This is a genomic window from Streptomyces sp. V3I8 (assembly GCF_030817535.1).
In the GTDB taxonomy this organism is placed as follows: Bacteria; Actinomycetota; Actinomycetes; order Streptomycetales; family Streptomycetaceae; genus Streptomyces.
In genome coordinates this window covers 1217637-1241068 of sequence record NZ_JAUSZL010000002.1, presented here as the reverse complement: position 1 = coordinate 1241068, position 23432 = coordinate 1217637, and the positions used below count along the sequence as shown (strand labels likewise).

The 23432-nt window shown below is 71.9% G+C and carries 19 protein-coding genes; 8 read left to right on the top strand and 11 right to left on the bottom strand.

Annotation, left to right across the window (positions count from 1 at the left end):
• The first annotated feature begins 44 nt into the window (after nucleotides 1-44).
• Nucleotides 45-1232 (top strand): fumarylacetoacetate hydrolase family protein, encoded by a 1188-nt coding sequence (locus tag QFZ75_RS05570; protein WP_307534344.1) that lies wholly within the window; start codon nucleotides 45-47, stop codon nucleotides 1230-1232.
• Nucleotides 1233-1349: 117 nt separating this feature from the next.
• Here the strand turns inward: QFZ75_RS05570 and QFZ75_RS05565 are convergent, their stop codons facing one another.
• The 4 genes from QFZ75_RS05565 to QFZ75_RS05550 form a co-directional block, all read right to left on the bottom strand.
• Nucleotides 1350-3731 carry a glycoside hydrolase family 3 N-terminal domain-containing protein gene (locus QFZ75_RS05565; protein ID WP_307534342.1) on the bottom strand — a complete coding sequence of 794 codons (2382 nt, stop codon included), beginning with the start codon at nucleotides 3729-3731 and terminating at the stop codon, nucleotides 1350-1352.
• Nucleotides 3732-3898: 167 nt separating this feature from the next.
• Nucleotides 3899-4795: a carbohydrate ABC transporter permease gene (locus QFZ75_RS05560; RefSeq protein WP_307534340.1), complete on the bottom strand. Its 897-nt coding sequence runs from the start codon at nucleotides 4793-4795 to the stop codon at nucleotides 3899-3901.
• Between the two features lies 1 nt (nucleotide 4796).
• On the bottom strand, nucleotides 4797-5699 hold the full coding sequence (locus QFZ75_RS05555; RefSeq protein WP_307534338.1) for a carbohydrate ABC transporter permease: 903 nt from the start codon (nucleotides 5697-5699) through the stop codon (nucleotides 4797-4799).
• On the bottom strand, nucleotides 5696-7006 hold the full coding sequence (locus tag QFZ75_RS05550) for an extracellular solute-binding protein (RefSeq protein WP_307534335.1): 1311 nt from the start codon (nucleotides 7004-7006) through the stop codon (nucleotides 5696-5698). The genes QFZ75_RS05555 and QFZ75_RS05550 overlap by 4 nt, the downstream gene beginning before the upstream one ends.
• Before the next feature lie 646 nt (nucleotides 7007-7652).
• On the opposite strand from QFZ75_RS05550, the gene QFZ75_RS05545 reads away from it, so the two are divergent.
• From QFZ75_RS05545 to QFZ75_RS05520, 6 genes are all read left to right on the top strand, one after another.
• The gene (locus QFZ75_RS05545; RefSeq protein WP_307534333.1) at nucleotides 7653-8681 is read left to right on the top strand and encodes a LacI family DNA-binding transcriptional regulator; all 1029 of its coding nucleotides are present in this window, start codon (nucleotides 7653-7655) and stop codon (nucleotides 8679-8681) included.
• A gap of 591 nt (nucleotides 8682-9272) precedes the next feature.
• Nucleotides 9273-10382: a sugar ABC transporter substrate-binding protein gene (locus QFZ75_RS05540; protein WP_307534331.1), complete on the top strand. Its 1110-nt coding sequence runs from the start codon at nucleotides 9273-9275 to the stop codon at nucleotides 10380-10382.
• 89 nt (nucleotides 10383-10471) lie between these two features.
• Nucleotides 10472-11248 carry an ATP-binding cassette domain-containing protein gene (locus QFZ75_RS05535; protein WP_307534330.1) on the top strand — a complete coding sequence of 259 codons (777 nt, stop codon included), beginning with the start codon at nucleotides 10472-10474 and terminating at the stop codon, nucleotides 11246-11248.
• On the top strand, nucleotides 11245-12528 hold the full coding sequence (locus QFZ75_RS05530; RefSeq protein ID WP_307534329.1) for a sugar ABC transporter permease: 1284 nt from the start codon (nucleotides 11245-11247) through the stop codon (nucleotides 12526-12528). Before QFZ75_RS05535 ends, QFZ75_RS05530 begins: the two co-directional genes overlap by 4 nt.
• Nucleotides 12529-12541: 13 nt before the next feature.
• The gene (locus QFZ75_RS05525; protein WP_307534328.1) at nucleotides 12542-13747 is read left to right on the top strand and encodes an ROK family protein; all 1206 of its coding nucleotides are present in this window, start codon (nucleotides 12542-12544) and stop codon (nucleotides 13745-13747) included.
• A 248-nt stretch (nucleotides 13748-13995) separates the two neighbouring features.
• Nucleotides 13996-16089, top strand: a complete 2094-nt coding sequence (locus QFZ75_RS05520; protein ID WP_307534326.1) for an AAA family ATPase — start codon at nucleotides 13996-13998, stop codon at nucleotides 16087-16089.
• Nucleotides 16090-16144: 55 nt separating this feature from the next.
• On the opposite strand, the gene QFZ75_RS05515 is transcribed toward QFZ75_RS05520, so the two are convergent.
• The 6 genes from QFZ75_RS05515 to QFZ75_RS05490 form a co-directional block, all read right to left on the bottom strand.
• Entirely contained in the window at nucleotides 16145-17149 is a 1005-nt protein-coding gene (locus QFZ75_RS05515) for a zinc-binding dehydrogenase (RefSeq protein ID WP_307534325.1), read from the bottom strand.
• A gap of 83 nt (nucleotides 17150-17232) precedes the next feature.
• Nucleotides 17233-18363, bottom strand: a complete 1131-nt coding sequence (locus QFZ75_RS05510; RefSeq protein WP_307534323.1) for a glycosyltransferase — start codon at nucleotides 18361-18363, stop codon at nucleotides 17233-17235.
• Nucleotides 18364-18570: 207 nt separating this feature from the next.
• On the bottom strand, nucleotides 18571-18906 hold the full coding sequence (locus QFZ75_RS05505; RefSeq protein WP_307534321.1) for a hypothetical protein: 336 nt from the start codon (nucleotides 18904-18906) through the stop codon (nucleotides 18571-18573).
• 695 nt (nucleotides 18907-19601) lie between these two features.
• Nucleotides 19602-19883 carry a hypothetical protein gene (locus QFZ75_RS05500; protein ID WP_307534320.1) on the bottom strand — a complete coding sequence of 94 codons (282 nt, stop codon included), beginning with the start codon at nucleotides 19881-19883 and terminating at the stop codon, nucleotides 19602-19604.
• Nucleotides 19884-20132: 249 nt separating this feature from the next.
• Nucleotides 20133-20588, bottom strand: coding sequence for an SRPBCC family protein (locus tag QFZ75_RS05495; RefSeq protein ID WP_307534319.1), 456 nt, complete (start codon nucleotides 20586-20588; stop codon nucleotides 20133-20135).
• A gap of 86 nt (nucleotides 20589-20674) precedes the next feature.
• Complete coding sequence (locus QFZ75_RS05490; RefSeq protein WP_307534318.1) at nucleotides 20675-21475, bottom strand: SDR family NAD(P)-dependent oxidoreductase; 801 nt, start codon at nucleotides 21473-21475, stop codon at nucleotides 20675-20677.
• 172 nt (nucleotides 21476-21647) lie between these two features.
• Here QFZ75_RS05490 and QFZ75_RS05485 point away from each other — a divergent pair, with 172 nt between their 5' ends.
• Entirely contained in the window at nucleotides 21648-22346 is a 699-nt protein-coding gene (locus QFZ75_RS05485; RefSeq protein ID WP_307534316.1) for a TetR/AcrR family transcriptional regulator, read from the top strand.
• A 14-nt stretch (nucleotides 22347-22360) separates the two neighbouring features.
• On the opposite strand, the gene QFZ75_RS05480 is transcribed toward QFZ75_RS05485, so the two are convergent.
• Entirely contained in the window at nucleotides 22361-23326 is a 966-nt protein-coding gene (locus QFZ75_RS05480) for an alpha/beta hydrolase (RefSeq protein WP_307534314.1), read from the bottom strand.
• Between the last annotated feature and the right edge of the window lie 106 nt (nucleotides 23327-23432).

Below are 23432 nucleotides of genomic sequence, written 5' to 3'. Positions count from 1 at the left end.
GCCCCGGGCGACCGCACCCCTTCGAATCCAGGAGAGCATCGATCGTGGAATCGGCAGCAGCGCGTCCCCGTCCGGTCCTCACCACCGGCTCCGTCCTGCCGGAGGACGCCGACCGGGCCGCCCTCGTCGCGCGCGTCCACGACCCGGAACACGACGGACCGTGTGTGGCCGCGGTCCGCGGCGAGCAGGTCGTCGACCTGACGGCCGTCGCACCCACCGTCTCCGACCTCATGGAACGCGACGACGCGGCGGCGGTCGTCCGCGAGGCCGACGGCGGACACGTCTGGCGCCTGGACGAACTGCTCGCGGCACCGGCCGGCCGCCATGACGTTCCGCATCTGCTCGCCCCCGTCGACCTACAGGTGATCAAGGCCGCGGGCGTCACCTTCGCCCGGAGTCTGCTGGAACGCGTCATCGAGGAGCGCACGGGCGGCGATCCGGCGCAGGCCGCGCAGGTGCGGGCCCGTGTCGTGCAGGTGGTGGGCGGCGCGCTCGACGGCATCCGCCCCGGATCGCCGGAGGCGGACAAGGCCAAGGAACTGCTCGTCTCCGAAGGACTGTGGTCGCAGTACCTGGAGGTCGGGATGGGGCCGGACCCGGAAGTGTTCACCAAGGCCCCGGTACTGTCCGCGGTCGGCACCGGCGCCGACGTCGGAGTGCTCGGCGCGTCGGTGTGGAACAACCCGGAGCCCGAGGCCGTCCTCGTCGTGGACTCGCGCGGCCGGGTGCGCGGCGCGACGCTCGGCAACGACGTCAACCTCCGCGACATCGAGGGACGCAGCGCCCTGCTGCTGTCCCGCGCGAAGGACAACAACGCCTCGTGCGCGATCGGCCCGTTCGTCCGCCTGCTCGACGGGGACTTCGACCTCGACACCGTACGCGGGATCGACATCGACCTGCGGATCGACGGCGCGGACGGCTACGTCCTGCACGGCAGCAGTTCCATGCGCGAGATCAGCCGCGACGTACTGGACCTGGTGGCCGCCACGCACGGTCCGCACCATCAACACCCGGACGGCTTCGTGTTGTTCACCGGAACGATGTTCGCCCCCACCGAGGACCGGCAGGCACCCGGCGCGGGCTTCACCCACGAGTACGGCGACGTCGTGCGGATCTCCAGCCCGCGACTCGGAGCTCTGGTCAACACCGTTGTCCCCAGCGAGCAGGCCGCGCCCTGGACGTCCGGCGTACGGGCACTGATGCGCAACCTCGCCCGGCGCGGCGTGCTGTGAGACGACGAGGACTCGTACGGCCGCCGGCGAACCCGGGGCACGGCGCCCGAAGCCGTGCCCTCGCGGCCCCGCGCGCGCAGCGCTGCCGCTGCTGCGACATGCGCCGCGCACCCCGGTTCAGGCTGGGGCGACCGGTTCCTGCCCGACCGTGGCGTGCAGGCGTCGCGTGTGATCCACCTGGCGCTCGGCTCCGACCAGCGTGACCCTGGCCGTGAGGCGCGGATCCGCGCTGGAGGCGGCCAGCCGCACCTCCAGCTCGCCCGGTTCGACGACACGCCGGCCGTCGCGTCCGGTGAAGGAGGCGAGGTCGGCCGGGACGGTGACACGGAGGAGCCGGGCCTCGCCCGGCTCCAGTGCGACCCGCGTGTAGCCGACGAGACGCTGCACCGGCTGGACGACGGAGGCGACCGGGTCGTGCAGATAGAGCTGGACGACCTCGGTCCCGGACCGCCCGCCCGTGTTGCGGACGGTGCAGGTGAGCGTGAACTCGCCGTCGGTCGGCACCTCCCGGACGTCCACGGTCAGGTCCGTCCAGTCGAACCGCGTGTAGGACAGGCCGTGGCCGAAGGCGAAGGCGGGGGTCGGGTCGATGGTGGACACCTCGCTGGCGTGGGCGAGCCGCGCCCCCAGGTACGTGGCCGGCTGGGAGCCCGGCCCGCGCGGCACGCCGACCGGCAGCCGTCCGGAGGGATTGGTACGGCCGCTGAGCACCCCGGCGATGGCGTGCGTGCCCTCCTCACCCGGGAAGAAGGACTGCACGATCGCGGCGGACTCCTCCACGGCGCGGCCGAGGGCGTACGGCCGTCCCGCGAGCAGCACGGTGACCACGGGTGTCTCCAGATCGAGCAGGGCGTCGAGCAGGTGCTGCTGCGCACCGGGCAGCACCAGTGCCGCGACGTCGCACCCCTCGCCGCTGGTGCCCCGCCCGAAGAGCCCGGCACGGTCTCCGAGCACCACCACGGCGATGTCGGCCTCGCGCGCCACCTGGACGGCCGCGTGGATGCCGGAGAGGTCTCCGTCGTCGACACCGGTGCCGCGGGCGACCGTGATCTCGGCGTCGGGGAACTCGGCGGCGAGGGTGTCGCGCAGCGTGGGCAGCTCGATGCCGAGGGGGGTGCCGGGGTGGCGGACGCCGATGTGCTGAGGGAAGGAGTAGCAGCCCAGTACGGCGACGGGCTCGTCGGCGTTGGGACCGAGCAGGGCGATGCGGCGCGGCCGCCCGAGCGGCAGGGTGCCGTCGTTGCTCAGCAGCACGACCGCTTCCTCGGCGACCGTCCGGGCCAGCGCGCGGTTCTCCGGACGGTCCAGGTCGATCCGGCCGCGCAGGGCGGCCGGGTCGTCCAGGTCCGCCCCGTCGAGCGCGGCCGGCACGGGGTTCCAGTCCGGGTCGAGCAGGCCGAGCGCCGCCTTCTGGGTGAGTGTCCGGCGCAGCGCGCGATCGACCAGCGCCTCCGGTACGCGGCCGTCGGCGACGGCCTCGGCCAGGGGCGCGCCGTACGTCTTGACGTTGGGCAGTTCGACGTCGACGCCCGCGCGCAGCGCCGTGCCGGCGGCACCGGCCCAGTCCGCCGCGACGCCGTGCAGGGTCTTCAGGAAGGCGATGGCGAAGTAGTCGGCGACGACGGTGCCGTCGAAGCCCCACGTGTCCCGCAGCAGCCCGGTGAGCAGCTCCTCGTCGGCCGCGGAGGGCATGCCGTCGGTGTCGGTGTAGGCGTTCATCACCGACCGGGCGCCGCTCTCACGGATCGCCATCTCGAAGGGGGGCAGCAGAACGTCGGCGCGTTCACGCGGGCCCACGGAGGAGGGGGCGAGGTTACGGCCGGCGCGCGAGGCCGAGTAGCCGGCGAAGTGCTTGAGGGTGGCGACGATCCCGGCGGACTCGAGGCCCTGCACGTAGGCCGTCCCGATGGTACCGACGAGGTACGGGTCCTCGCCGATGGTCTCCTCGACCCGGCCCCAGCGGGCGTCGCGCACGACGTCCAGGACGGGCGCGAGTCCCTGGTGGACGCCGACGGCACGCATGTCGCGGCCGATGGCGGCGGCCATGCGCCGCACCGTGTCCGGGTCGAAGGTGGCGCCCCAGGACAGCGGAACGGGGTAGGCCGTCGCCCCCCAGGCGGCGAAGCCGGCCAGACACTCGTCATGCGCGAGAGCGGGGATGCCGAACCGGTTGGTGGCGGCGATACGGGTCTGGGTGCGGGCCAGGGAGAGCGCCCCCAGGGCGGGGTCCACCGGGACCGTGCCGAAGGGCCGGGTCAGTTGGCCCAGCCCGGTGGGCAGGAGGGCGTCGAGATCGACGGGCTCCTCCATGTCGTGCTGATGGGGGGCCACCTCACCGCCCTGGTCGGAGGCGCCCACCCATACTCCGTACAGCTGGGCGGTCTTCTCCTGAAGGGTCATCGCGTCGATGAGGGCGTCGACTCTCGCGGTGACGGACACCGTGGGGTCGTTCCAGAGGGAGAGGTCGGGGGTGTTCTCTACGGTCACGTCGGGGTTCACTTTCCTCCCATGCCCGTCAGACCTTCGGTCAGGTGAGACGGGCGAACCAGGTGGACGAGCAGGACTCGAGGGCGGGGCGGACCGCGTCCGGGCTCCGGCATCGGCCCGGATCGGCCTCGCCCGGCCACCGGCCACGGCGTCGGCCCGGGCCACGGCCACGGCGTCGGTCAACGGCTGAATCCGGCGGTCAGACCGCTCAACAACTGGCGGCGGCCGAACGCGTACAGCACCAGGAGGGGCAGGGTCGTGAGGACGACGGCGGCGAGAACGGCCGGTACGTTGACCCCGTACTGGCCCTGGAAGGTCCACAGTGCGAGCGGCAGGGTCCGGCGGTCGGGACTCTGCGTGAGGATCAGCGGCAGCAGGAAGCCGTTCCAGATGGTCAGGGCGTTGAAGATGGTCACGGTGAGGACGGCCGGCCGGGTGAGCGGCGCCGCCAGCCGCCACAGTGTCGTCCATTCGGTGGCACCGTCGATCCGCATCGAGTCGAACAGCTCTTTGGGCACGTCGCGGATGAAGTTGGTGAGCACCAGTACGGACAGCGGGACGGCGAAGGCGATCGAGGGGAGGATCAGCGCCAGCAGGCTGTCGTACAGACGCAGTTTGATGATGATCAGGTAGACCGGGATCACCGTGGCCTGCAGCGGGATGGCCAGGCCCATGAGGAATAGCCCGTTCATCGCGCGAAGGACCCGCATGTGCCGTCCGCGGACGATCGCGTAGGCGGCCATGAAGGAGAACGCGACCGCCGGTATGACGGCGCCGGCGGTGACCACGACGCTGTTCACGAAGTAGCGGAGGAAGTCGGACTCGACGACCAGCCGGTAGTTCTCCAGTGTCGGATCGCCCGACGGCACCAGCGGGTTGCTCGCGTAGTAGCGGTTCTGGGCCTTGAAGCTGGTGATGAGGCTCCAGTACAGGGGCACGGCGACGACGAGGAGCCAGAGCCATCCGGCCAGGCCGCCGGCCCAGTTGCGTCGGCGGCTCGCCGGACGGGAGGGGCGGTGCCGCTCGCGCCGGGCGGCCTTCCGCGGTGGTCGCGGCTCGGTCCGCGTGGTGGTCACGTCAGGCCCCCTCGAGCTGGCTCGCGCCGGCGTCCCGGCCGCCGAGCCGGCGCAGCAGCAGGGCGAGGGCCAGACCCACCAGGACCAGGATGACCGCGATGGCGCTGGCCGGCCCCATCAGGCTGGCCCTGAATCCCCGCTTGTACATGTCCAGCGCGAGGACCCGGGTGGCGTCGCCGGGGCCGCCCTCGGTCAGGATGAAGATCAGGTCGAAGAAGGTCAGCGACCCGACCACCATCAGCGTGGACGAGGTGATGACGGTGTATTTGAGTTGGGGCAGCGTGATGCCGAAGAACTGCCGGATCCGTCCGGCCCCGTCCAACTGTGCTGCTTCGTAGAGGGACTTCGGGATCTGCTGGACACCGCCCTGGTAGATCAGGGAGTGGAACGGGATGAACTGCCAGGAGACGACGAAGACGACGAGTCCGAACGCGAGCCCGGGCCGCCCCAGCCAGTCCTGGCTGAGCACCTCGATCCTCAGCCCGGCACCGAGACCGAAGTTGGGGTCCAGCAGGGCCTTGTACGCGAGCGCGATCGCCGCGGAGCTGAGCATCAACGGGATGAAGTACACGACGCCCAGCACCGCACGGTAGCGCTGGCGGCCTGCCATGAACGTGCCGAGCAGAATGCTCAGCGGCGTCTGAACGGCCCAGGACACGGCCATCACCAGAAACGTCACCCGCAGGGCGTGCGGCAGCCCGGGATCGGTGAGAACCGCACGCCAGCTGGCCGTCCCCGACAGGTGGATCGCGCCGATCCCGTCCCATGTGGTGAAGCTCAGCGCGAAGACACCGACCAGCGGAATCACGGCGAAGCCGACGAAGACCACCAGCGCCGGCACCGCCAGCCACGGCAGGATGCTGCGCGGTGCGCGACGCGGCGGCCGGCCGGCGGGTGACCTCATGTGCCGGTGACCGCGTTCAGGTTGCTCGCGAACTGCTTGGGCGAGATGGACAGTTGGAACAACTTGACGATGTTGTCCAGCATGGCCGCGGCGGGCGTCGGAGTGAGGGCCTGGTCCCAGGACTGGCCGAACACCTTGGCCTTGGTGGCGATGTCGTAGGTGAACTGCAGGAAGTCGGCGCTCTTGGAGGCGGCCAGCAGCTTCTCGGTGCCCAGCCGGATCGGAACCGACCCGTTGTCGATCCACCTCTTCACCTCGGCGTCCTGGAGGACACCCGTGGCCAGGTAGTCCTTGGCGACCTTCTTCTGCTTGGCGCCGGCCTTCGAGGAGATGGACAGGTACTGAGCCGGGTTGCCGACGGTGTTGCCCGGATCGCCCTTGCCGCCCTCGACGGGCGGGAAGTTCATGTAGCCCAGCGCGCCGCTGGGGACGAAGTCCCCGCCCCTGGCCTGCTGGATGCCGTACGACCAGGCGCCGTGCAGCATCATCGCGGCCCTGCCGGTGTACAGCAGCGCCTGGTCGGCGTTGGAGTCGGCGGTGATCGAGGAGAAGCCCTTGATGAAGCCGTGGGCCCTGACCAGCTCCTGCACCTTGGTCAGCGCGGTGATGGCGTCCGGGTGGGACCAGGCGTTCTTCTCGCCCTCGATGACGGCCTGGAACAGCTCCGGACCACCGATGCGATCGAACAGGAACTCCAGCCACATCATGTTCGTCCACTGGGACTGGCCACCGAGCGAGAACGGCGCTATGCCCTTCGCGTTGAACTTGGGCACCAGCGCCATGATGTCGTCCCAGGACTTCGGCGGCCGCACGCCGACCTGCTCGAAGACCTTCCTGTTGTAGTAGAGGATGATCGGCTGCACGGTCTCGCACGGCATCGCGTAGATCTTGCCGTCGACGGTCGCCGCGGCGAACGAGGACGGCAGCAGCCGCTTCTTGACCTCGGGGTGCTCGCCGAACCACGAGGTGAGGTCCTCGACCTGGCCCGCCTTCACGTAGGTGCGCAGCGTCCCGCCGCCCCAGCCCCAGATGAGGGTGGGCGCCTTGCCGGCACCGATGGCGGTCTTGATCTTCGTCTTGTACGCGTCGTTCTGGAAGGTGAAGTCCTCGATCTGCTCCTTGGAGTGGGCCTTGTTGAAGGCTTCCACCGCGCCGGCTCTGACGCCTTCCTGCGGCTGACCGTTCAGGTACCAGTACGTGGTCCCGCTGCCGCTCTTGCCGGGGCCGGGCGAGCCGCAGGCCGCCAGCGCCGCCGAGGCCGGCACGCCGGCGGCCAGACCGAGGAGAGTACGTCGGGAGAGCGCCATGTTCTTCTCCGCACCCGAGAGCCATCGGCTTCTCGTGAGTCATGGTGAAAGGTTTTCGAAATCGCCTTCTCCGAACTCTGTCCGTGCAAATTAGGTTTCGGGCTGACGCTGTGTCAAGGCGTGTGCAAGTGCGTTGTCGGTCGGCAACAAACCGCTTAATCTCGGGAGAGGTTGATCCTTGGGGGATCTTTACCGGGATCTTTACCGGGATCGAAAACGTTTCGAAATGGCCCGGTCGATAACGTGAAGCGATGCGACGGCCGCGGCTGACATGCCGTCGGTGCAGGTCATGCCGCGCAGGCAGGGCCCGCTACCGCCCGTGCTCGGCCGGGCCGGTGTCCTCGCGGCCGGAACGGCGCCGGAGGGGGTGATCGCGCGGTTCGGCGGCAGCCGGGCCGGCAGCCGCCCGGAGCCCGTGACCGAAGGCGGCGACGGACGGACCGGGAGCCCGTGCGTGACAGCGCCCGCTCACCGGGCCGCGGGCGCGGGCATCCGATGGGTCGGGGACGGGGACCCCCTTGGCGCCCCCCCGGCGCCGCCCCGGACCGGCCCGGTGCCGGGTTACCGTACGGTTGACCGGCTCCACCCACGTGGCCGGCCTGACCGGCGGCGCACCGCACCGTGGACGTACGGCTGAGAGGAACCGATGCGACCGAACGCCAGGCGCACCACTTTGGCCGACATCGCCCAAGTGGCCGGGGTCTCCGTCGCGACCGTGTCCAAAGTGGTCAACGGCCGCGGTGACGTGGCGCCGCACACCCGCACCCGGGTGCAGGAACTGCTGCATGAGCACCACTACCTCGCGCCCGTGTTCCGCCACACCGGGGCCGTCGAGATCCCGAGCATCGAAGTGCAGTTCAAGGGCGGCCTCAAGACGTATGTGGCCGAGACCCTGGAAGGCATCATCGACTCCGCCGCCGAACTGGGGGCCTCGGTGGTGGTCAGCAAGGCGTCCAGTGCCCCGCACTGGGCCCGGGACCTGCTCTCCGCCGGGCGCCGCGCCGTCATCGCGGTCACCAGCGTGTACACCACGGCGCACCTGAACGAACTGGCCCGCTCCGGGCTGCCGTTGGTCGTGCTGGACCCCCTGCACCTGCCGGACAGCCGCGTCAACAGCGTCGGGGCGACCAACTTCGCCGGCGGCCTGGCCGCGACCCAGCACCTGCTCTCCCTGGGCCACCGCCGCGTCGCCTATCTCGGCGGACCGACCATGGCCGTATGCAACCAGGCCCGCATGCACGGCTACCGCGCCGCCATGGAGGCGGGCGGAGCTCAGGTACCCGACGCCTACGTCCGGCCCGGAGAATTCACCTACGAGACCGGGTTGCTCGGCGCCACGGCGCTGTTGGGCCTGCGGGAGCCGCCGACGGCGATCTTCGCCGGCAACGACGAGATCGCCGTCGGTGTCATCGAGACCGCCCGCGCCCGGGGCCTGCGCATCCCCGAAGACCTGAGCGTGGTGGGCTTCGACGACACGAGCCTCGCCCAGATGGCCTCACCGCCGCTGACCACCGTGCGCCAGCCGCTGCGGGAGATGGGCGGTGCCGCCCTGCGCACCGCCCTCCGACTGGCCAACGGCGAGAAGGTCGGGTCCCACCACATCGAACTCGCCACCGAACTCGTGGTACGCGCCTCGACGGCGCCGCCCCGCGACGGGACCCCGACGCGCAGGTGATCGCGGGCGAGGGGTCTTCGGACGGCACCGGAGAACCGGCCGGCGGCTCGCCGGGAGGCAGGTCCCGAAGCCCGCGGTGACCGGTCCGGCCGTGGGAGCGGGCATCGGCCCCGCTCCCCGGGCTCGTGCGTTCAGCGGATCGGTGTCCGTCTTCAGGATCCGTCTCCAGGCCCCGCTGCTCCTTCACCACGAACCGATCACTTGCTCCCGTTCAAGGACGCCCGTCCTGCGGACCGGCGTCCGGGTCCGGCGTTCTCCTTCCTCGGCGCCTTGATCTGGGCGGACTCCTCCGCCGTCGTCCCCGGGCGGCCGGCCCGCGTCGATCGGGTGCTGCTTCGACCGGTTCCTCGGCGTCTCGCGGGGCCGGTACCGAGAGTGCGGCAGCGTCACCTAATTGTTATGGCGGATGACAAATAGCGCTTCCCGCGGTCTGGGCACGGGGTCCGAAGCGCCGTAAGTTCCCGCTCACAACATTCAGCCGGGCGGATCGTCCGACACCCGGCATTTCCCCCGAGGGTGTGCTTCTCGGCTTCCTTCTCGTCACCTCGTACGTCCGGTCGTCCGGCCGTACCACCAGAAAGGACCCTGCCCATGCGCAAAGGACTCGTCCTCACCGCCGCCTCGATGGCACTGGCCGGCTCACTCACTGCCTGCGGCGGCTCCTCGTCGGACGACGGCGACTCCGGCTCCGACTCCGACTCCGGCTCCGGCGACAAGCCGAAGATCGGTGTGATCCTCCCGGACAGCAAGTCCTCGGCCCGCTGGGAGACCGCGGACCGCAAGTACCTCTCCGAGGCGTTCAAGGCGGCGGGCGTCGAGTTCGACATCCAGAACGCGCAGGGCGACAAGCAGGAGTTCCAGACCATCGCGGACCAGATGATCACCAGCGGTGTGAACGTCCTGGTGATCGTGAACCTGGACAGCGGCACGGGCAAGGCAGTTCTGGACAAGGCCAAGGGTCAGGGTGTCGCCACGATCGACTACGACCGGCTCACCCTCGGCGGCTCCGCCCAGTACTACGTGAGCTTCGACAACGTCGCGGTCGGCAAGCTGCAGGGCGAGGGCCTCAGCAAGTGCCTGACCGACAAGAAGGCCAAGAAGCCCATCGTCGCCACACTCAACGGCTCACCGACGGACAACAACGCCACTCTCCTCGCCGAGGGCTACAACGGCGTCCTCGGTCCGAAGTACACGTCGGGCGCCTACGTGAAGGGCCCGGACCAGTCCGTCCCGGACTGGGACGGCGCCCAGGCCGGCACCATCTTCGAGCAGATGCTCACCAGCGAGCCGAAGACCGGCGGCGTACTCGCCGCCAACGACAGTCTCGGCAACGCGGCCATCGCCGTCCTGCGCAAGCAGAAGCGCAACGGCGAGGTCCCGGTCACCGGCCAGGACGCGACGGTCCAGGCCCTGCAGAACATCCTCACCGGCGACCAGTGCATGACCGTCTACAAGGCGGTCAAGAAAGAGGCCGATGCCACGGCCGCGCTCGCCGTCTCCCTCGCCAGGGGCAAGAAGGGCGAGACGAACGCGACCGTCGAGGACCCCAAGGGCAAGCGCGAGGTGCCGTCCGTGCTGGAGACACCGCTGGCGATCTACAAGGAGAACGTCAAGGACGTCGTGGACGACGGCTACGTCACCAAGGAGAAGCTCTGCAAGGGCAGTTACGCCGCCCTGTGCGCCAAGGCAGGCATCGAGTAGCCCCGGCCGACCGGCCGGCCCGACCGTGGGCCGCGGGGTTTTCACCTCCCCGGGATCCGCGACCTCACGACCCCAAGGAGCCGTCTTCCATGACAGCGACCCCGATTCTCCGACTGCGCGGGATCGACAAGAGCTTCGGCGCCGTGCAGGTACTGCACGATGTGTCCTTCGACGTCCGTCCGGGGGAGGTGACCGCCCTCGTCGGGGACAACGGCGCAGGCAAGTCCACCCTGGTCAAGTGCATAGGCGGGATCCACCCGTTCGACGGCGGCGAGTACTGGTTCGACGGTGAGCAGGTCCAGGTGCACAGCCCGCGTGAGGCGGCGACCCTGGGCGTCGAGATCGTCTACCAGGACCTGGCGCTCTGCGACAACCTCGACATCGTGCAGAACATGTTCCTCGGCCGTGAGAAGCGCCGGGGGCTCGTCCTGGACGACACGACGATGGAGGAGATGGCCACCCGGACCCTCGAAGCGCTGTCGGTCCGCACCGTCAAGTCCATCCGCCAGCAGGTCTCCAGCCTCTCCGGCGGCCAGCGGCAGACCGTGGCCATCGCCAAGGCCGTGCTGTGGAACAGCAAGGTCGTCGTCCTGGACGAGCCGACCGCCGCGCTCGGTGTCGCACAGACGGCGCAGGTACTCGAACTGGTCCGGCGACTGGCCGACAACGGTCTCGCCGTGGTCCTGATCTCGCACAACATGAACGACGTCTTCGCGGTGTCCGACCGGATCGCCGCCCTCTACCTGGGCCGGATGGCCGCCCAGGTCAGCACGTCGGACGTGACGCACTCCCAGGTCGTCGAACTCATCACCTCGGGCCGCAGCGGGGACCTCGGCCTCGCCCACAGCAACGGAGTCACCGCATGACCGCCGCAGTCGCCCCCGAGAAGCCGGAACTGCCGCACGGTCCTGGTACGCCGAAGAAGAACGGAGCGGCCGGAGCCGCGAGTCTGCGCTCGGCCGCCCGGAACTACGTCGACCGGGTACGGGGCGGCGAGTTGGGCGCCCTCCCCGCCGTACTCGGCCTGATCGTCCTGTGCGTGTTCTTCGCCGCCCTGCGTCCGGTCTTCCTGTCCGAGCTGAACTTCGCCAACCTGCTGACCCAGGGCGCGGGCAGCATCGCCATCGCCATGGGCCTGGTCTTCGTCCTCCTCCTCGGCGAGATCGACCTGTCCGCGGGATACGCCAGCGGGGTCTGCGCCGCCGTCCTCGCCATCCTGCTCACCGACCACGGATGGCCCTGGTACGGCGCGGCCGGCGCGGCGATCCTCACCGGCACGGTCATCGGCCTGGTGCTCGGCCTGCTGGTGGCGAAGGTCGGCATTCCCTCGTTCGTGGTCACGCTGGCGGCCTTCCTGGGATTCCAGGGCATCGTGCTGATGCTGCTGAAGGAAGGCACCAACATCTCGATCCAGGACGAGACGATCCTGGCCGTCGCGAACAACAACCTCTCACCCGCGCTGGGCTGGGTACTGCTCGCCGTCGGTGTCGGGGGGTATGCGGCCGTCCAGCTCCGGCAGAGCCGGAACCGCCGGCGGCGGCACGGACTCGCCCCCGCTCCCCTCGCCCTGCTCGCGGTCAGGATCGGCGGCCTGGCCGTGCTCGGCGCGATCGCCGTCCACCTGCTCAACCAGGAGCGCAGCCGCAACATCATCGTCGACTCGCTCAAGGGCGTGCCGATCGTGGTGCCGGTCATAGGCGTCCTGCTCGTCGCCGGTACGTTCCTGCTCCAGCGCACCTCGTTCGGCCTGCACATCTACGCGGTGGGCGGTAACGCCGAGGCGGCCCGCCGGGCCGGCATCAACGTGGCGGCCATCCGGATCTCCGCGTTCGTCATCTGCTCCTCCCTGGCCGCGGTCGGAGGCATCATCGCCGCGTCCCGGGGCAACTCGGTCGACCCCAACACCGGTGGGAGCAACGTGCTGCTGCTGGCGGTCGGCGCCGCCGTGATCGGCGGGACGAGCCTGTTCGGCGGGCGGGGGCGGGTCGTCGACGCCGTGCTCGGCGGCATGGTGGTCGCGGTCATCCAGAACGGTATGGGACTGATGGGGTACAGCTCAGGGGTCAAGTACGCTGTCACGGGTTCGGTTCTGCTGGTGGCCGCAGGCGTGGATGCGCTGTCCCGTCGCCGGGCCGTACAACGATGACGTCTGGGGTTCCATGAAAGCCGGTCCCTCGCAGGAGGAGATCCGCCGGCACAATCTCGGCACCCTGCTCCGGCATGTGCACATCGGCGGATCCATGTCGCGGGCCGTCCTGGCCGAGCGCATGGGACTCAACCGCAGCACCATCCTGGGTCTGGTGAGCGAGCTGGGCTCGGCCGGCCTGGTCCGCGAGGAACTGCCCCGTGAGACCGGCCGGGCCGGCCGGCCGTCCCTGGTCGTACGGCCCGAGTCCGACCGCGCCTACGTCCTCGCCTTCGACGTGGGAGTGGACCGGCTGGCCGCCGCCCGCATCGGCCTGGGCGGGGCCTTCCTCGACCGCAGGGAGACCTCCGTGCTCCCCGGCGGTCGCGACGCCGGCAAGGTGGCCGAGGTCCTCGCCCGCTCCGCGCTGGACATGGTGGCCACGGCACGGCACGGCACCTACTGCGTGGGCGTGGCCGCCGCCGTCCGCGGAATGGTGCGCCGGCCCGACGGCCTCATCCGCGCCGCCCCCTACCTCGGCTGGGAGGACGAGGAATTCGGCGAGGAACTCATGCGCCGGCTGGACCTCGGCCTTCGCGTCCTGGTGGGTAACGAGGCCAGTCTCGGTGCGCTCGCGGAACACCTGCGCGGTGCCGGAACCGGCTGCCAGGACCTCGTGTACCTGCACGGCGACATCGGTATCGGCGGCGGTGTCATCACCGGCGGCCAACTGCTGAGCGGCGACTGCGGATACGGCGGCGAGATCGGGCACATGGTCATCAACCCGCGAAACGGCAGGCCCTGCGGCTGCGGGGCGCGCGGCTGCCTCGAAGCCGAGGCAGGGGAGCGCGCTCTGCTGGAGGCCGCGCGGCGCGACCCGGCGGCCACCGGCCGGGAAGCGGTACGCGCCGTCGTCGAAGCGGCCGACCGGGGCGACATCACCGCCCGCGCCGCCCTGCACGACGTCGGTGACTGGCTCGGCATCGGCGTCGCGAACCTGGTCAATGTGCTGAACCCGCGCACGGTCGTCTTCGGCGGGACGCTCCGCGAGGTGTTCCTCGCCTCGGCCGCCCAGATCCGCAGCCGTATCAACCGTCTCGCCCTCAAACCCTCCCGCGAGAGCCTGCGGCTGCGCGTGGGGGAACTCGGCGACGACGCGGTGCTCGTCGGAGCCGCCGAACTCGCCTTCTCCGAGATCCTGGTCGGCCCTCTGGAGACGCTGGCTCGCGCCGGTGCGTAGAGGACGCGGGCCGGATTCTCCCATCGGCCGCGGACGCGGAGAAGGCGCGACCACGAAGGGGCGACCGGCCGTTCCCCGCACACCCCCTCCCGACACCCCCTCCCGGACGACGAGGCACATGACGGGGCGACGGTCCGGCCACCAGGCGTTCGTCTAGGGTTGACCGGCGTCCGGGGACGCGCTGATCCATCCGACCGCCGGGGCTCACCACCGGTGTCGGGCAGGCTGGAAGAACGAAGAGGCAGGGCATGCACGCACCGCGACGCGGCACGATCGCCGACCGCGTCCACCGGACGAGGGATGCCGTGTTCGTCGGCAGGGAAGCCGAACTGGACCTGCTGCGCGACGCTCTCGCCGGGGTCCCGGGGGCGGCGTCCGTGCTGTACGTGCACGGCCCCGGGGGCATCGGCAAGACGGCGCTGCTGCGGCGGTACGCCCAGGAGGCGCGCGCCGTCGGCAGACCGGTCGTGCACGTCGACGGCCGCACCGTACCGGGTACACCGGAGGCGTTCGGGAGGGCGGCGGCCTGCGCGCGCGAGCCGGGGGCGCTGCTGCTGATCGACACCTTCGAGCGCTGCCAGGGCCTGGAGGACTGGCTGCGCGAGGAATTCCTGCTGGACCTGCCCGAGGACGCCGTCGTGGTCGTGGCGGGACGGCATGCGCCGGACGTGCGGTGGTCCGCCGACCCCGGCTGGGCGGAGCTGCTCGTCCCGGTGCCGCTCGGTGACCTGAACGACGTCGAGGCGCGGGTCCTTCTGGAGGAGAACGGTGTCGCCGCCGACCGGCACCGGCCGTTGCTCGCCTTCGCCGCGGGGCATCCGCTCGCGCTCGTGCTGGCCGCCCACGTCGCGCGGACCGAGAAAGGGCCGCCGCCCGTGCCGGGCGGCTGGGCCCCCGCTCCCGAGGTGATGGCGCGGCTGCTGCGGCAGATCCTGGGAACCGTGCCGTGCCCGCGGCACCGCCTCGCCCTCGAAGTGTGCGCCCAGGCCCACCTGACCACCGAGACGTTGCTGCGCGCCGTGGTGGGCGAGGACGCGCCCGAGCTGTTCGCCTGGCTCAGGGACCAGCCGTACATGGAGCACTGTGCCGGGGGACTGTTCCCGCACGACGTCGTACGGGAGGCGCTCGCGGCCGACCTGTGGTGGCGCGACCAGGAAGGGCACGACCAGCTCTACCGACGTGTCCACGCGCACCTGCTGGACCGGGTGGGCGCCGCCTCCGCCGACGGGCTCCTGCAGGCCGTGGGCGCTCTGCAGTTCCTCCACCGGTCGCAGGGGCACATGGCCGAGACCCACGGGTGGTACACCCCCGGTCTGGTCGAGGACCGTCCGTACCGTCCGTCGCTGGAGGCCGACGTCCTCGCCCTCGCCGAGCAGGGGGAGGGCGGCGACTCGGCCGCGGTGGTCCGGTACTGGCTGCGTGCCCGGCCGCAGGACTTCCGGGTGCAGCGCCTGAGGAGCCGGGCGGGTGCCGTGGCCTTCTCCGCCTGGCTGCGGCCCGCACCCTTCCAGGGCCGGGACGAGGACCCGGTCGCCGCCGCGGCCTGGCGGCACGTGGCGGCGCACGGCCCGCTCCGGCCGGGGGAGAGCATCGCCCTCGGCCGGTTCCACGTCCACCCGCAGCACTACCAGCGGCCCTCACCGGTGATGGACCTGATGCTCTGGCGGATGCTGGGCGAACTGCTGCGGGACTCGCGGCCGGCGTGGTCGTTCATCGTGCTGCGCGACGACGGGTTCTGGAACGCGCACATGGAGTTCTGCGACATGACGCCGCTGCCGCGGGCCGTCACCGTCGGCGGGGTCGCGTACCGGATCTTCGCCCACGACTGGCGTGGTACGCCACCCGGCGAGTGGCTGGCCGACAAGCAGGAGCAGATGCTCTCGGGGGCGGGTGGCAGCCCTGCCGGGGCCGGGCTCCCAGGTGATCCCGCAGGGACACCGCCCCACGGCGGAGGGGACGGGCGTGCCGCGCCGGGCACGCCCCGGCTGGGCCGGGCGGAGTTCGCCGCCGCGGTCCGCTCCGCCCTGCGGGACCTGCGCCGGCCCCGGGCACTGGAGGCCAACCCCCTGCGCGGCAGCCGTCTCGTGGCCGACCACGGCATGTCCCTGCGCGAGGTGCTCACCAACGCCGTCGACACCCTCGTCACCGACCGCGACGGCGACAGGAAGCACCGCGCGGCGACGGTGGCGTTCATCGAAGGGGCGCCCACCCAGGAAGCGGCCGCCAGACGGCTTCGGCTGCCGTACAGCACCTACCGGCGCCATCTGACGGCCGCGACCGCGCGCATCGAGGAGATCCTGTGGCGGTACGAGGAGGAGGGCCGCCCGTTGCCGCCGCCGTGACGGGCCGGTCGGCCCGCCCCCGGCACACCGGGGGCGGGCGGACGAGGAGGCGCGCTCAGTGCCGGGGCGCCGCCTCCGGGCGCAGGACGACCTTTCCCACGGTCGCCCTGGTCTCCAGAGCGTGGTGCGCCCCGGCCGCGTCGGCGAGCGGGAAGCACCGCACCACGGGACGCAGCCGGCCGGTCGCCGCCCAGGACAGGGCCGTCTCCTCCAGCCTGCGGATTCCTCCCGGCAGCGCGAAGAGGGACGGTCCCACCACCAGCTCGGAGGTGATGCGGTACTTCTCCAGTTCGTCCGCGTCGAACCGGGTGAAGTGCCCCTCGTCGGAGGCCCAGCCGAAAAAGAGGTGCCGACCGCCAGCGCCGAGCGACTCCGCGGCGGCCCGGCCGAGCCGGCCGCCCACCCCGTCGAGCACGACGGTGGAGGCGGCACCCCCCAGCTCCTCGGCCAGCCGCTCCCGCCAGCCGGGCCGGGCGTAGTCCACGGCGCCGTTCGCACCGTGCTCCAGCACCCGCGCGGTCTTGTGTCCCCCGCCTGCCAGACCCACGACCAGGGCGCCCGCCCGCCGCGCCTCCTGGACGAACAGCGTGCCCATCCCGCCGGCCGCCGCCGTGACCACGACGACGTCCTCGGCCGACAGGGCGGCCTGTTCCAGGACGCCCACCGCGGTGCGCCCCGTGCCGATCATGGCGACCGCGGCCGCGTCGTCGAGTCCGCCGGGGATGCGATGCAGTGCCTCCACCGGTGCCACGGCGAGGGAGGCGTATCCGCCGTTGCGCTCGTGCCCCAGATAGGCGACGACCCGCGCGCCGAGCCAGTCCTCCCCGACGCCGCCGCCGACCGCGTCGACCACCCCCGCGGCCTCCCGGCCCGGTGTCATCGGCAGCCGCGGCAGCGCCATTCCCCTCTCCCGCCCGGCGCGCAGGACGGTGTCCATGAGGTGGACGCCCGCGGCCGTGACAGCGAGGCGCACCTCGCCGGGGCCGGGCGGCGGAGCGTCCGTCTCCTCGTACACGAGGGTCTGCGGCGGTCCGAACTCGTACTGTCGTATCGCGTACATGCTTCCTTCTCCACTCCGTCGCCGGTCGGCGACGGAACCCGTGCTCGCCCGATGCCCGATGCCCGATGTGCGGGTCCGACGGTTCAGCCGAGGCGGGCGGTCAGCAGGGGCAGCACGTCCTCGGCCCGGGGCATCGCGCCGATGTCCGCGGCGGCCTTCCGGGCCGCGGCACGGTAGGACGGCTCCTCCAGTACGCGGACGACGGCCTCGCCGGCCTCCCCGGCTCCTCCGACGACCTCCGCGGCTCCCAGGGCGGCGGTCCGTTCGGCGTTCAGGGGCTTGTCCAGACCGAGGGGCCAGATCACCAGGGGGAGACCGGCGCCGAGTACCGAGAGCACGGTGCCGGCACCGCCGGAGCAGACGACCGCGTCCATCCCCTGGAGCAGGAGCCGCATGGGCACGAAGCCGGTGACGTGCACGCCGGCGCCCGCCACGGGCAGTGCTCCGTCCGCCGACGACGGCGGGAGGGCGACGACGACGTTCACCTCCCGCCCGGCGAGCGAGGTGACGATCTCCGTGAGCGCCTCCGGGTCGTCGACGATCGTGCCCAGGGTGACCAGCACCCGCGGCAGGTGCTCCCGGCCGGGGAACGCCGGTGCTTCCCAGCCGGCGCCGGACCCGGACCCGGACTCGGACTCGTGGGCCTCGGGGCGGACGGTGATCCGGTCGCGGGACGGCTTCCAGTCGTCGCGCTGGAGACAGTCGGGCCAGGGGTCGACCGACGCGAACGGCCGGGCCAGTGCGAGGCCACGGGCCGTGGCGCGGGCGGCGGCCGTCGCCCACATGGCCTCGGCCAGCGGCGCCTCCAGCGCGATGCCCACGCCGTGGGACGCCCACGGCACCCCCAGGTGTGCGGCGGCCAGGGGACCGAGGAAGTCCGCCGTCTCGGCGACGACCAGGTCGGGGCCGAAGTCGTGTGCCGCCGCCAGCGCCGCGTCGGCGCCCAGGTCGACGCGGATGCCGCCGAAGAACTCGCCTGCCGTGGCGGGGCTCATGTCCTCGGCGGCGTTCGTACCGGTCGTGCGGTGGAACTCATCCAGTGTCTCCTCCAGGGACGCCCCCGCGGGGAGGACCGGGGCGGGAGCGACGAGGTCGCCGAGGGACGCGTGGGTCAGGAACGCCGTGGTGTGACCGGCCTTGCGGGCGGCCCTCTCCAAGGGGAGCAGCGGAAGCAGGTGGCCGTAGGCCGGCGTGCCGGAGAACAGGATGCGCATGGAACGACTTTCAGCAGAGGAGTGGTGGGACGGGCCGGCGGGAGCGCCGTCTCAGCGCTCCGGACGGCGGCGCCCGTGCGGGTCGGGGCACCAGCCGTCCGGCCGTTCCCGGATCTTGACTCCATCGTGCCGGTCACGACTGCTCACGCGAGGCGGCCCGAAGCGCTCACATGTGCTCACTTCCGCCTGCCGAGGTGTCTCGTGCCCTCACACCTGTCGGCCGGCGCGCAGGCGCAGGTAGGCGGCCGTGAGGTAGGTGTGCGTCAGGGGGAGGACGAGGGCTGTGCAGAGAAGCGCTGCCGCCGCCACCGGGGCGAGTACTCCGGCCGCGTGGGCGACCTGGGTGTTGTGGGTGACGCCGGTCAGGACCGCCTCACGGACGGCCGCGCGCAGCGGCTCGGCGACCTGCCGCACCAGCAGCAGGACGGCGCCCGCGCAGCCGGCGCCGAGCAGGCAGGCGCCCGCGGCCCAGGGCCGGGCGGCACGGCGCCGCATGAGCGACCACGAGCGCCGCAGCGCGGCCCGGGGCGCGAGGCCGTCCACGGCGGCAGGCGGCCGGGGCCGGCAGGAAGCCCACGCGGAGCAGTACCGCGCCCGGGGCGAGCATCGGCGCGAGCCCGCCCAGGGTGTCGAACGGCCCACCCCCGCGGAAGGGATCGAGTCCGGTCGACGTGTCCACCGCGATGCCCACGCCCACCCGGACGACCCCGCTCGCCAGTACCGCCGAGAGCACGAGAGTGCCGCGGAGTACGTGGACGGCGACGACCCGCCCGAGCCGGGGCCGGATCCGCCGCCACAGGTGACGTGCTCCCCTCACCCTGCCTGCTCCTTGTGCGGTGGTGACACACACCGCGCAAGCCGTCTGCACTACCGCGCCGGCGAGACCGGCGACCAGCAGGACGGCAGGCAGCGCGCCGAGAGCCGGCAGCAGCACGGACTCGGGGTGGGCGGGGTCGGAGTCCTCGGACCGCCCGGCCGCGAGCATGTCGTTCCACGCCTGCGTGAAACGGGGCCAGGACAGTCCGAAACGAAAGCCGCCGCCGTCGCCAGCAGTCCGGCCACGGCGGCAAGCACCACGGTACAGAGGACGAGTACCGCCAAGGACCTGCCCTGCCCCCGTACGGCGCGGAGGCCCGCTCCCGCGTCCGTCCCCGCTCCCTCGTCCGTTTCCGTCCTGTTCGTGTGCGGTCGTCGGTGCGCAAGCCGTCTGACCCTGCCCGTCCAGGACGCAGCCGGTCTCAGCCCTTGAGCCGGTCCACCGCTTCCTTGGCCTCCAGCAGACCGGCACCGGTGGCCTCGCGGTACTTCTTGATCGCCGGGATGTCCTGCCCGGCCCGGACCAGGGCCGCCACCTCCGCCAGGGCGGGGTCGTCGTCCTCGATGCCTCCGTGCCTCAACAGGAGGTCGAGCTTGTGTTCCAGGCGGGCCATCCGCCGGTCGAGCCGGCGGGCCCGGCTCTCGATCGTCGCCATGGTCGTCAGTCCGACCAGGACGACGAGGAAACCTATGAGGGTGTACACGGCATCTTCCCTTTCTTCGAGGACCGCCGGAATGGGCCGCGCGTCACCACGGCACACGGGCGCGGCGGACCGGCCGACTCGTGGCGAGCCTACGGCGGGGCCACCGCGCCCGTGTGCCGGACACCGGGTAAGCGGATGGCCGACTCCTGCTCAACTCCGCTCACTTGCTGCTCGCGGCGGCCGAAGCGGGCCGGTAGGGGCACGCCGTCACACGCGTCCGCACGCCGGAGGCTCGTCCGCGGACCGAAATCAGCCGGTGACGGCGTCGCGCACCGGGGCGAAGCGCTGCCGAAGAGCGGACAGGCCGCTGCCGTACAGCTCCCTGACGAGAGCCTGGGCGCCGGCGGAGTCCGCCGCGTTCTCCATGGAGTCGGCCCACCATTCGACGAACGCCTCGCCGGTGTCGGTGACGGGTGTGACCCGCAGGGTCGAGACGCTGCGGCGTACCGGGAAGGGATGCTCGACCAGTTCGTAGGTGAAGGTGCGGGCGGTGTCGTCGAGGGCGGTCAGGCGCTCGGTCACCACGGTGGTGCCGTCCGCGAACCGCAGCCGTCGCAGGGAGCCGACCGTGGCCGGTCCGCCCTCCTCCAGGACGCTGGACTCGATGGCCGGATGCCAGACGTCGATGCCGTCGAAGGGGCGTACGGTCCGCCAGACGGCGTCCGCGCCGGCGGGGACGACGGCGCTGATGAAGGTATGTGTCATGAGAGTGCTCCTGGTGCGCGATGACGGTTCATGGGCAGGGGTGGGGCGGCGGGGGGCGAGAGAGACGGAGGGGCCCGCGCCGTGCGTCAGACGGTCACGTCGTCGATCAGCCGGCCGGTGAGCGCGGCCAGACGGCCGACGTACTCGGCGTCGAGGGCCCGGGGCTCCGAGACGGAGGCCTGCTCCTCGCTGTGGAAGTAGGCGCCGGTCACCGAGGCGAGACCGGGATGGTCCACGAGGCGGCGGGTGGCCGCGACGCCCTTCTCCAGCGGTTCCTGGGCGGGCAGGCCGGACGCCTCGGTCATCGTCGTCGCCATGAACGTCGCCGGGTGGACGGCGTTGACCGTGACGCCGGTTCCGGCCAGCCGTGCGGCGAGGTCGGCCGTGTGGCTGATCAGCGCCAGCTTGGAACGGCAGTATGCGTCGAACTGGGTGAAGTCCCGCTCGTGCTGCGGATCGTCGAAGTCGAACAACTGCTGCCCGACGGAGGCGACGTTGACGACACGGGCGGGCGCCGCCCGGCGCAGCAGGGGAAGCAGTTCGTGGGTGAGGAGGGCCGGGGCCAGATGGTTGACGGCCAGCCGCAGCTCGTAGCCGTCGGCCGACATCTCGCGGCTGGTGCTGCCGGCCTCGAAACCCACACCGGCGTTGTTCACCAGGACGTCGAGCCGGTTGTGGCGGGCGGTGACCTCCGCCGCGAGGCGCTTCACGGCGGCCAGTGAGGCGAAGTCGGCGGTGAAGATCTCCCCGCCGGTCGTCGCGGCGACCCGCGCCAGCCGCTCCGGGTTCCTGCCGTGCAGCAGCAGGCGGTGTCCGTCCGCGGCGAGGTCCTCGGCCAGCGCGCGGCCGAGCCCGTCGGAGGCTCCGGTGATCAGGACGGTTGCCATGTGAGTGCCTTTCGGAAAGGGGCGTGGCCACGTCGCGGCACACCCGTCGGGTGGGACGCAAACAAGTGTCAGCTTAAACCAACACCTGTTGAGCAGGGACGGTGGATACGATGGATCACGTCCACGCCGTCGCGGCCGGAACGGCCCGAGCGGCAGACGAGAGGAAAACCGCGTGGCGGCACAACGCCCTGACAGCAGCGCGGCCCACGACCGGGCCGAGCCCCCGGCCCGCAGCTGGACCCGCTCCGCCAGCCGGGGGGACCGTCGTCTGGAGGCGCTGCTCTCCGCCGCCGAGACGCTTCTCGCCGAAAGGCCCTTCACGGACATCTCCGTCGGTGAGCTGGCCACCAGGGCCGGCATCTCGCGGCCGACCTTCTACTTCTACTTCGACACCAAGCACTCCCTGCTGGCCGCACTGCTGGAACGTGTCATGCACGACAAACTGGAGATCGCCCTGCGCGGTTTCAGCACCCTGGAGCGGGACCCCACGCCCCAGCAGACCTTCGCCGGCAACTACACCGAGATCCTGGCCCTGTGGCGTGAGCACGCCGCCGTGATCCTGGCCGCGTCCGACGCCATGGCCTCGGACGCGGAACTGCGCGCGGTCTACACCGATCTGCTCGACCTGTTCGTCCGGCCCGCCACCACGTGGATCGAGCGGGAGCGCGCGAGCGGACGGGCCCCGGCCGGCGTCGACGCGGTCACGCTCGCCACCACGCTGGTGTGGATGAGCGAGCGCAACCTGTATGCGGCCCTCCTCGGCATGGAACCGCGCGTCGCCGACGAACAACGGGTGGCCGCCCTCGCCGAGGTGTGGATCCGCAGCGTCTTCGGCAGCCCTCCGCCGCTCGGCACACCCCCCGCCCACTGACCTGTTTCCCTCCCTCAGGACCGGACGGGCAGGGTCCGTCGCAGCCACTTCAGCCGGGCGTCCCGGGCGTCGCGGGACAGGGCGGCCGCGGGGACGAGGAAGTCGAACCCGTGGAAACCCCCGGGGAACACGTGCAGTTCGGCGTCGCCGCCGGCCGCCCAGATCCCGGAGGCGTAGGCGACCACCTCGTCCCGGAACGTCTCGGCGGAACCGGCCTCGAGGTACGTCGGCGGCAGCCCCGACAGGTCCTCGGCGCGGGCGGGCGCGGCGTACGGGGGCACGTCGGGGGTGCCTCGGCGTTCGCCGAGCACGTGTGTCCAGGCGGCCTCGTTGGTGGCGCGGTTCCAGCCGCCCAGTTCCGCGAGCTGGACGGCGGAGAAGGTGTCGCTGCGGTCGTCGAGCATCGGGCAGACCAGCATCTGTCCCACCGGGCGCAGCTCGGTCTGGTCCCGCAGGCGCAGGACCAGACCGGCGGCCAGGGCACCGCCTCCGCTGAACCCGACGACGAGGACGCGCTCGGGATCGATGCCCAGCTCCTCGGCGTGCGCGGTGATCCAGGTGATCCCGGTCCGGCAGTCGTCGAGCGCCCCGGGGTAGGGGTGTTCGGGAGCCAGCCGGTACTCGACGGAGACGACGGCCGCCCGCAGTTCCCGCGCCCACCGAAGGACGTGGTCCAGGTTCTGCCGGGCATGGCCCATGACCATGCCGCCCCCGTGGAGGTAGTAGAGGACGGGGAGCCGCCCCGCGGCCGCGGCGGGCCGGCACAGCAGCAGGGGCACGTCGGTGCCGCCGTCGGCCGGACGGGCGACGTGTTCCTGGACGGTGAAGGCACCGTCGCGGCGCAGCTCGTCCAGGGACGGCGTCAGCGCGGACGCCGCTCGGATGTTCTCGATGACCTCGTGGGTGAGGGTGATGCGCAGGGCGTCGAGGTCGACCGCTGCGGCGAGCTCCGGGTCGATGGGCGGCGGTGTGACGGGCATGGCTGTTCTCCGGGTTCGGGCGATGTGCTGCCGGGCAGCGGGATCATGCGCGGTTGCGCACGGCGCACCCAAGCCGTCTTGCCGACCCGGCAAGACGGCCTCGCCG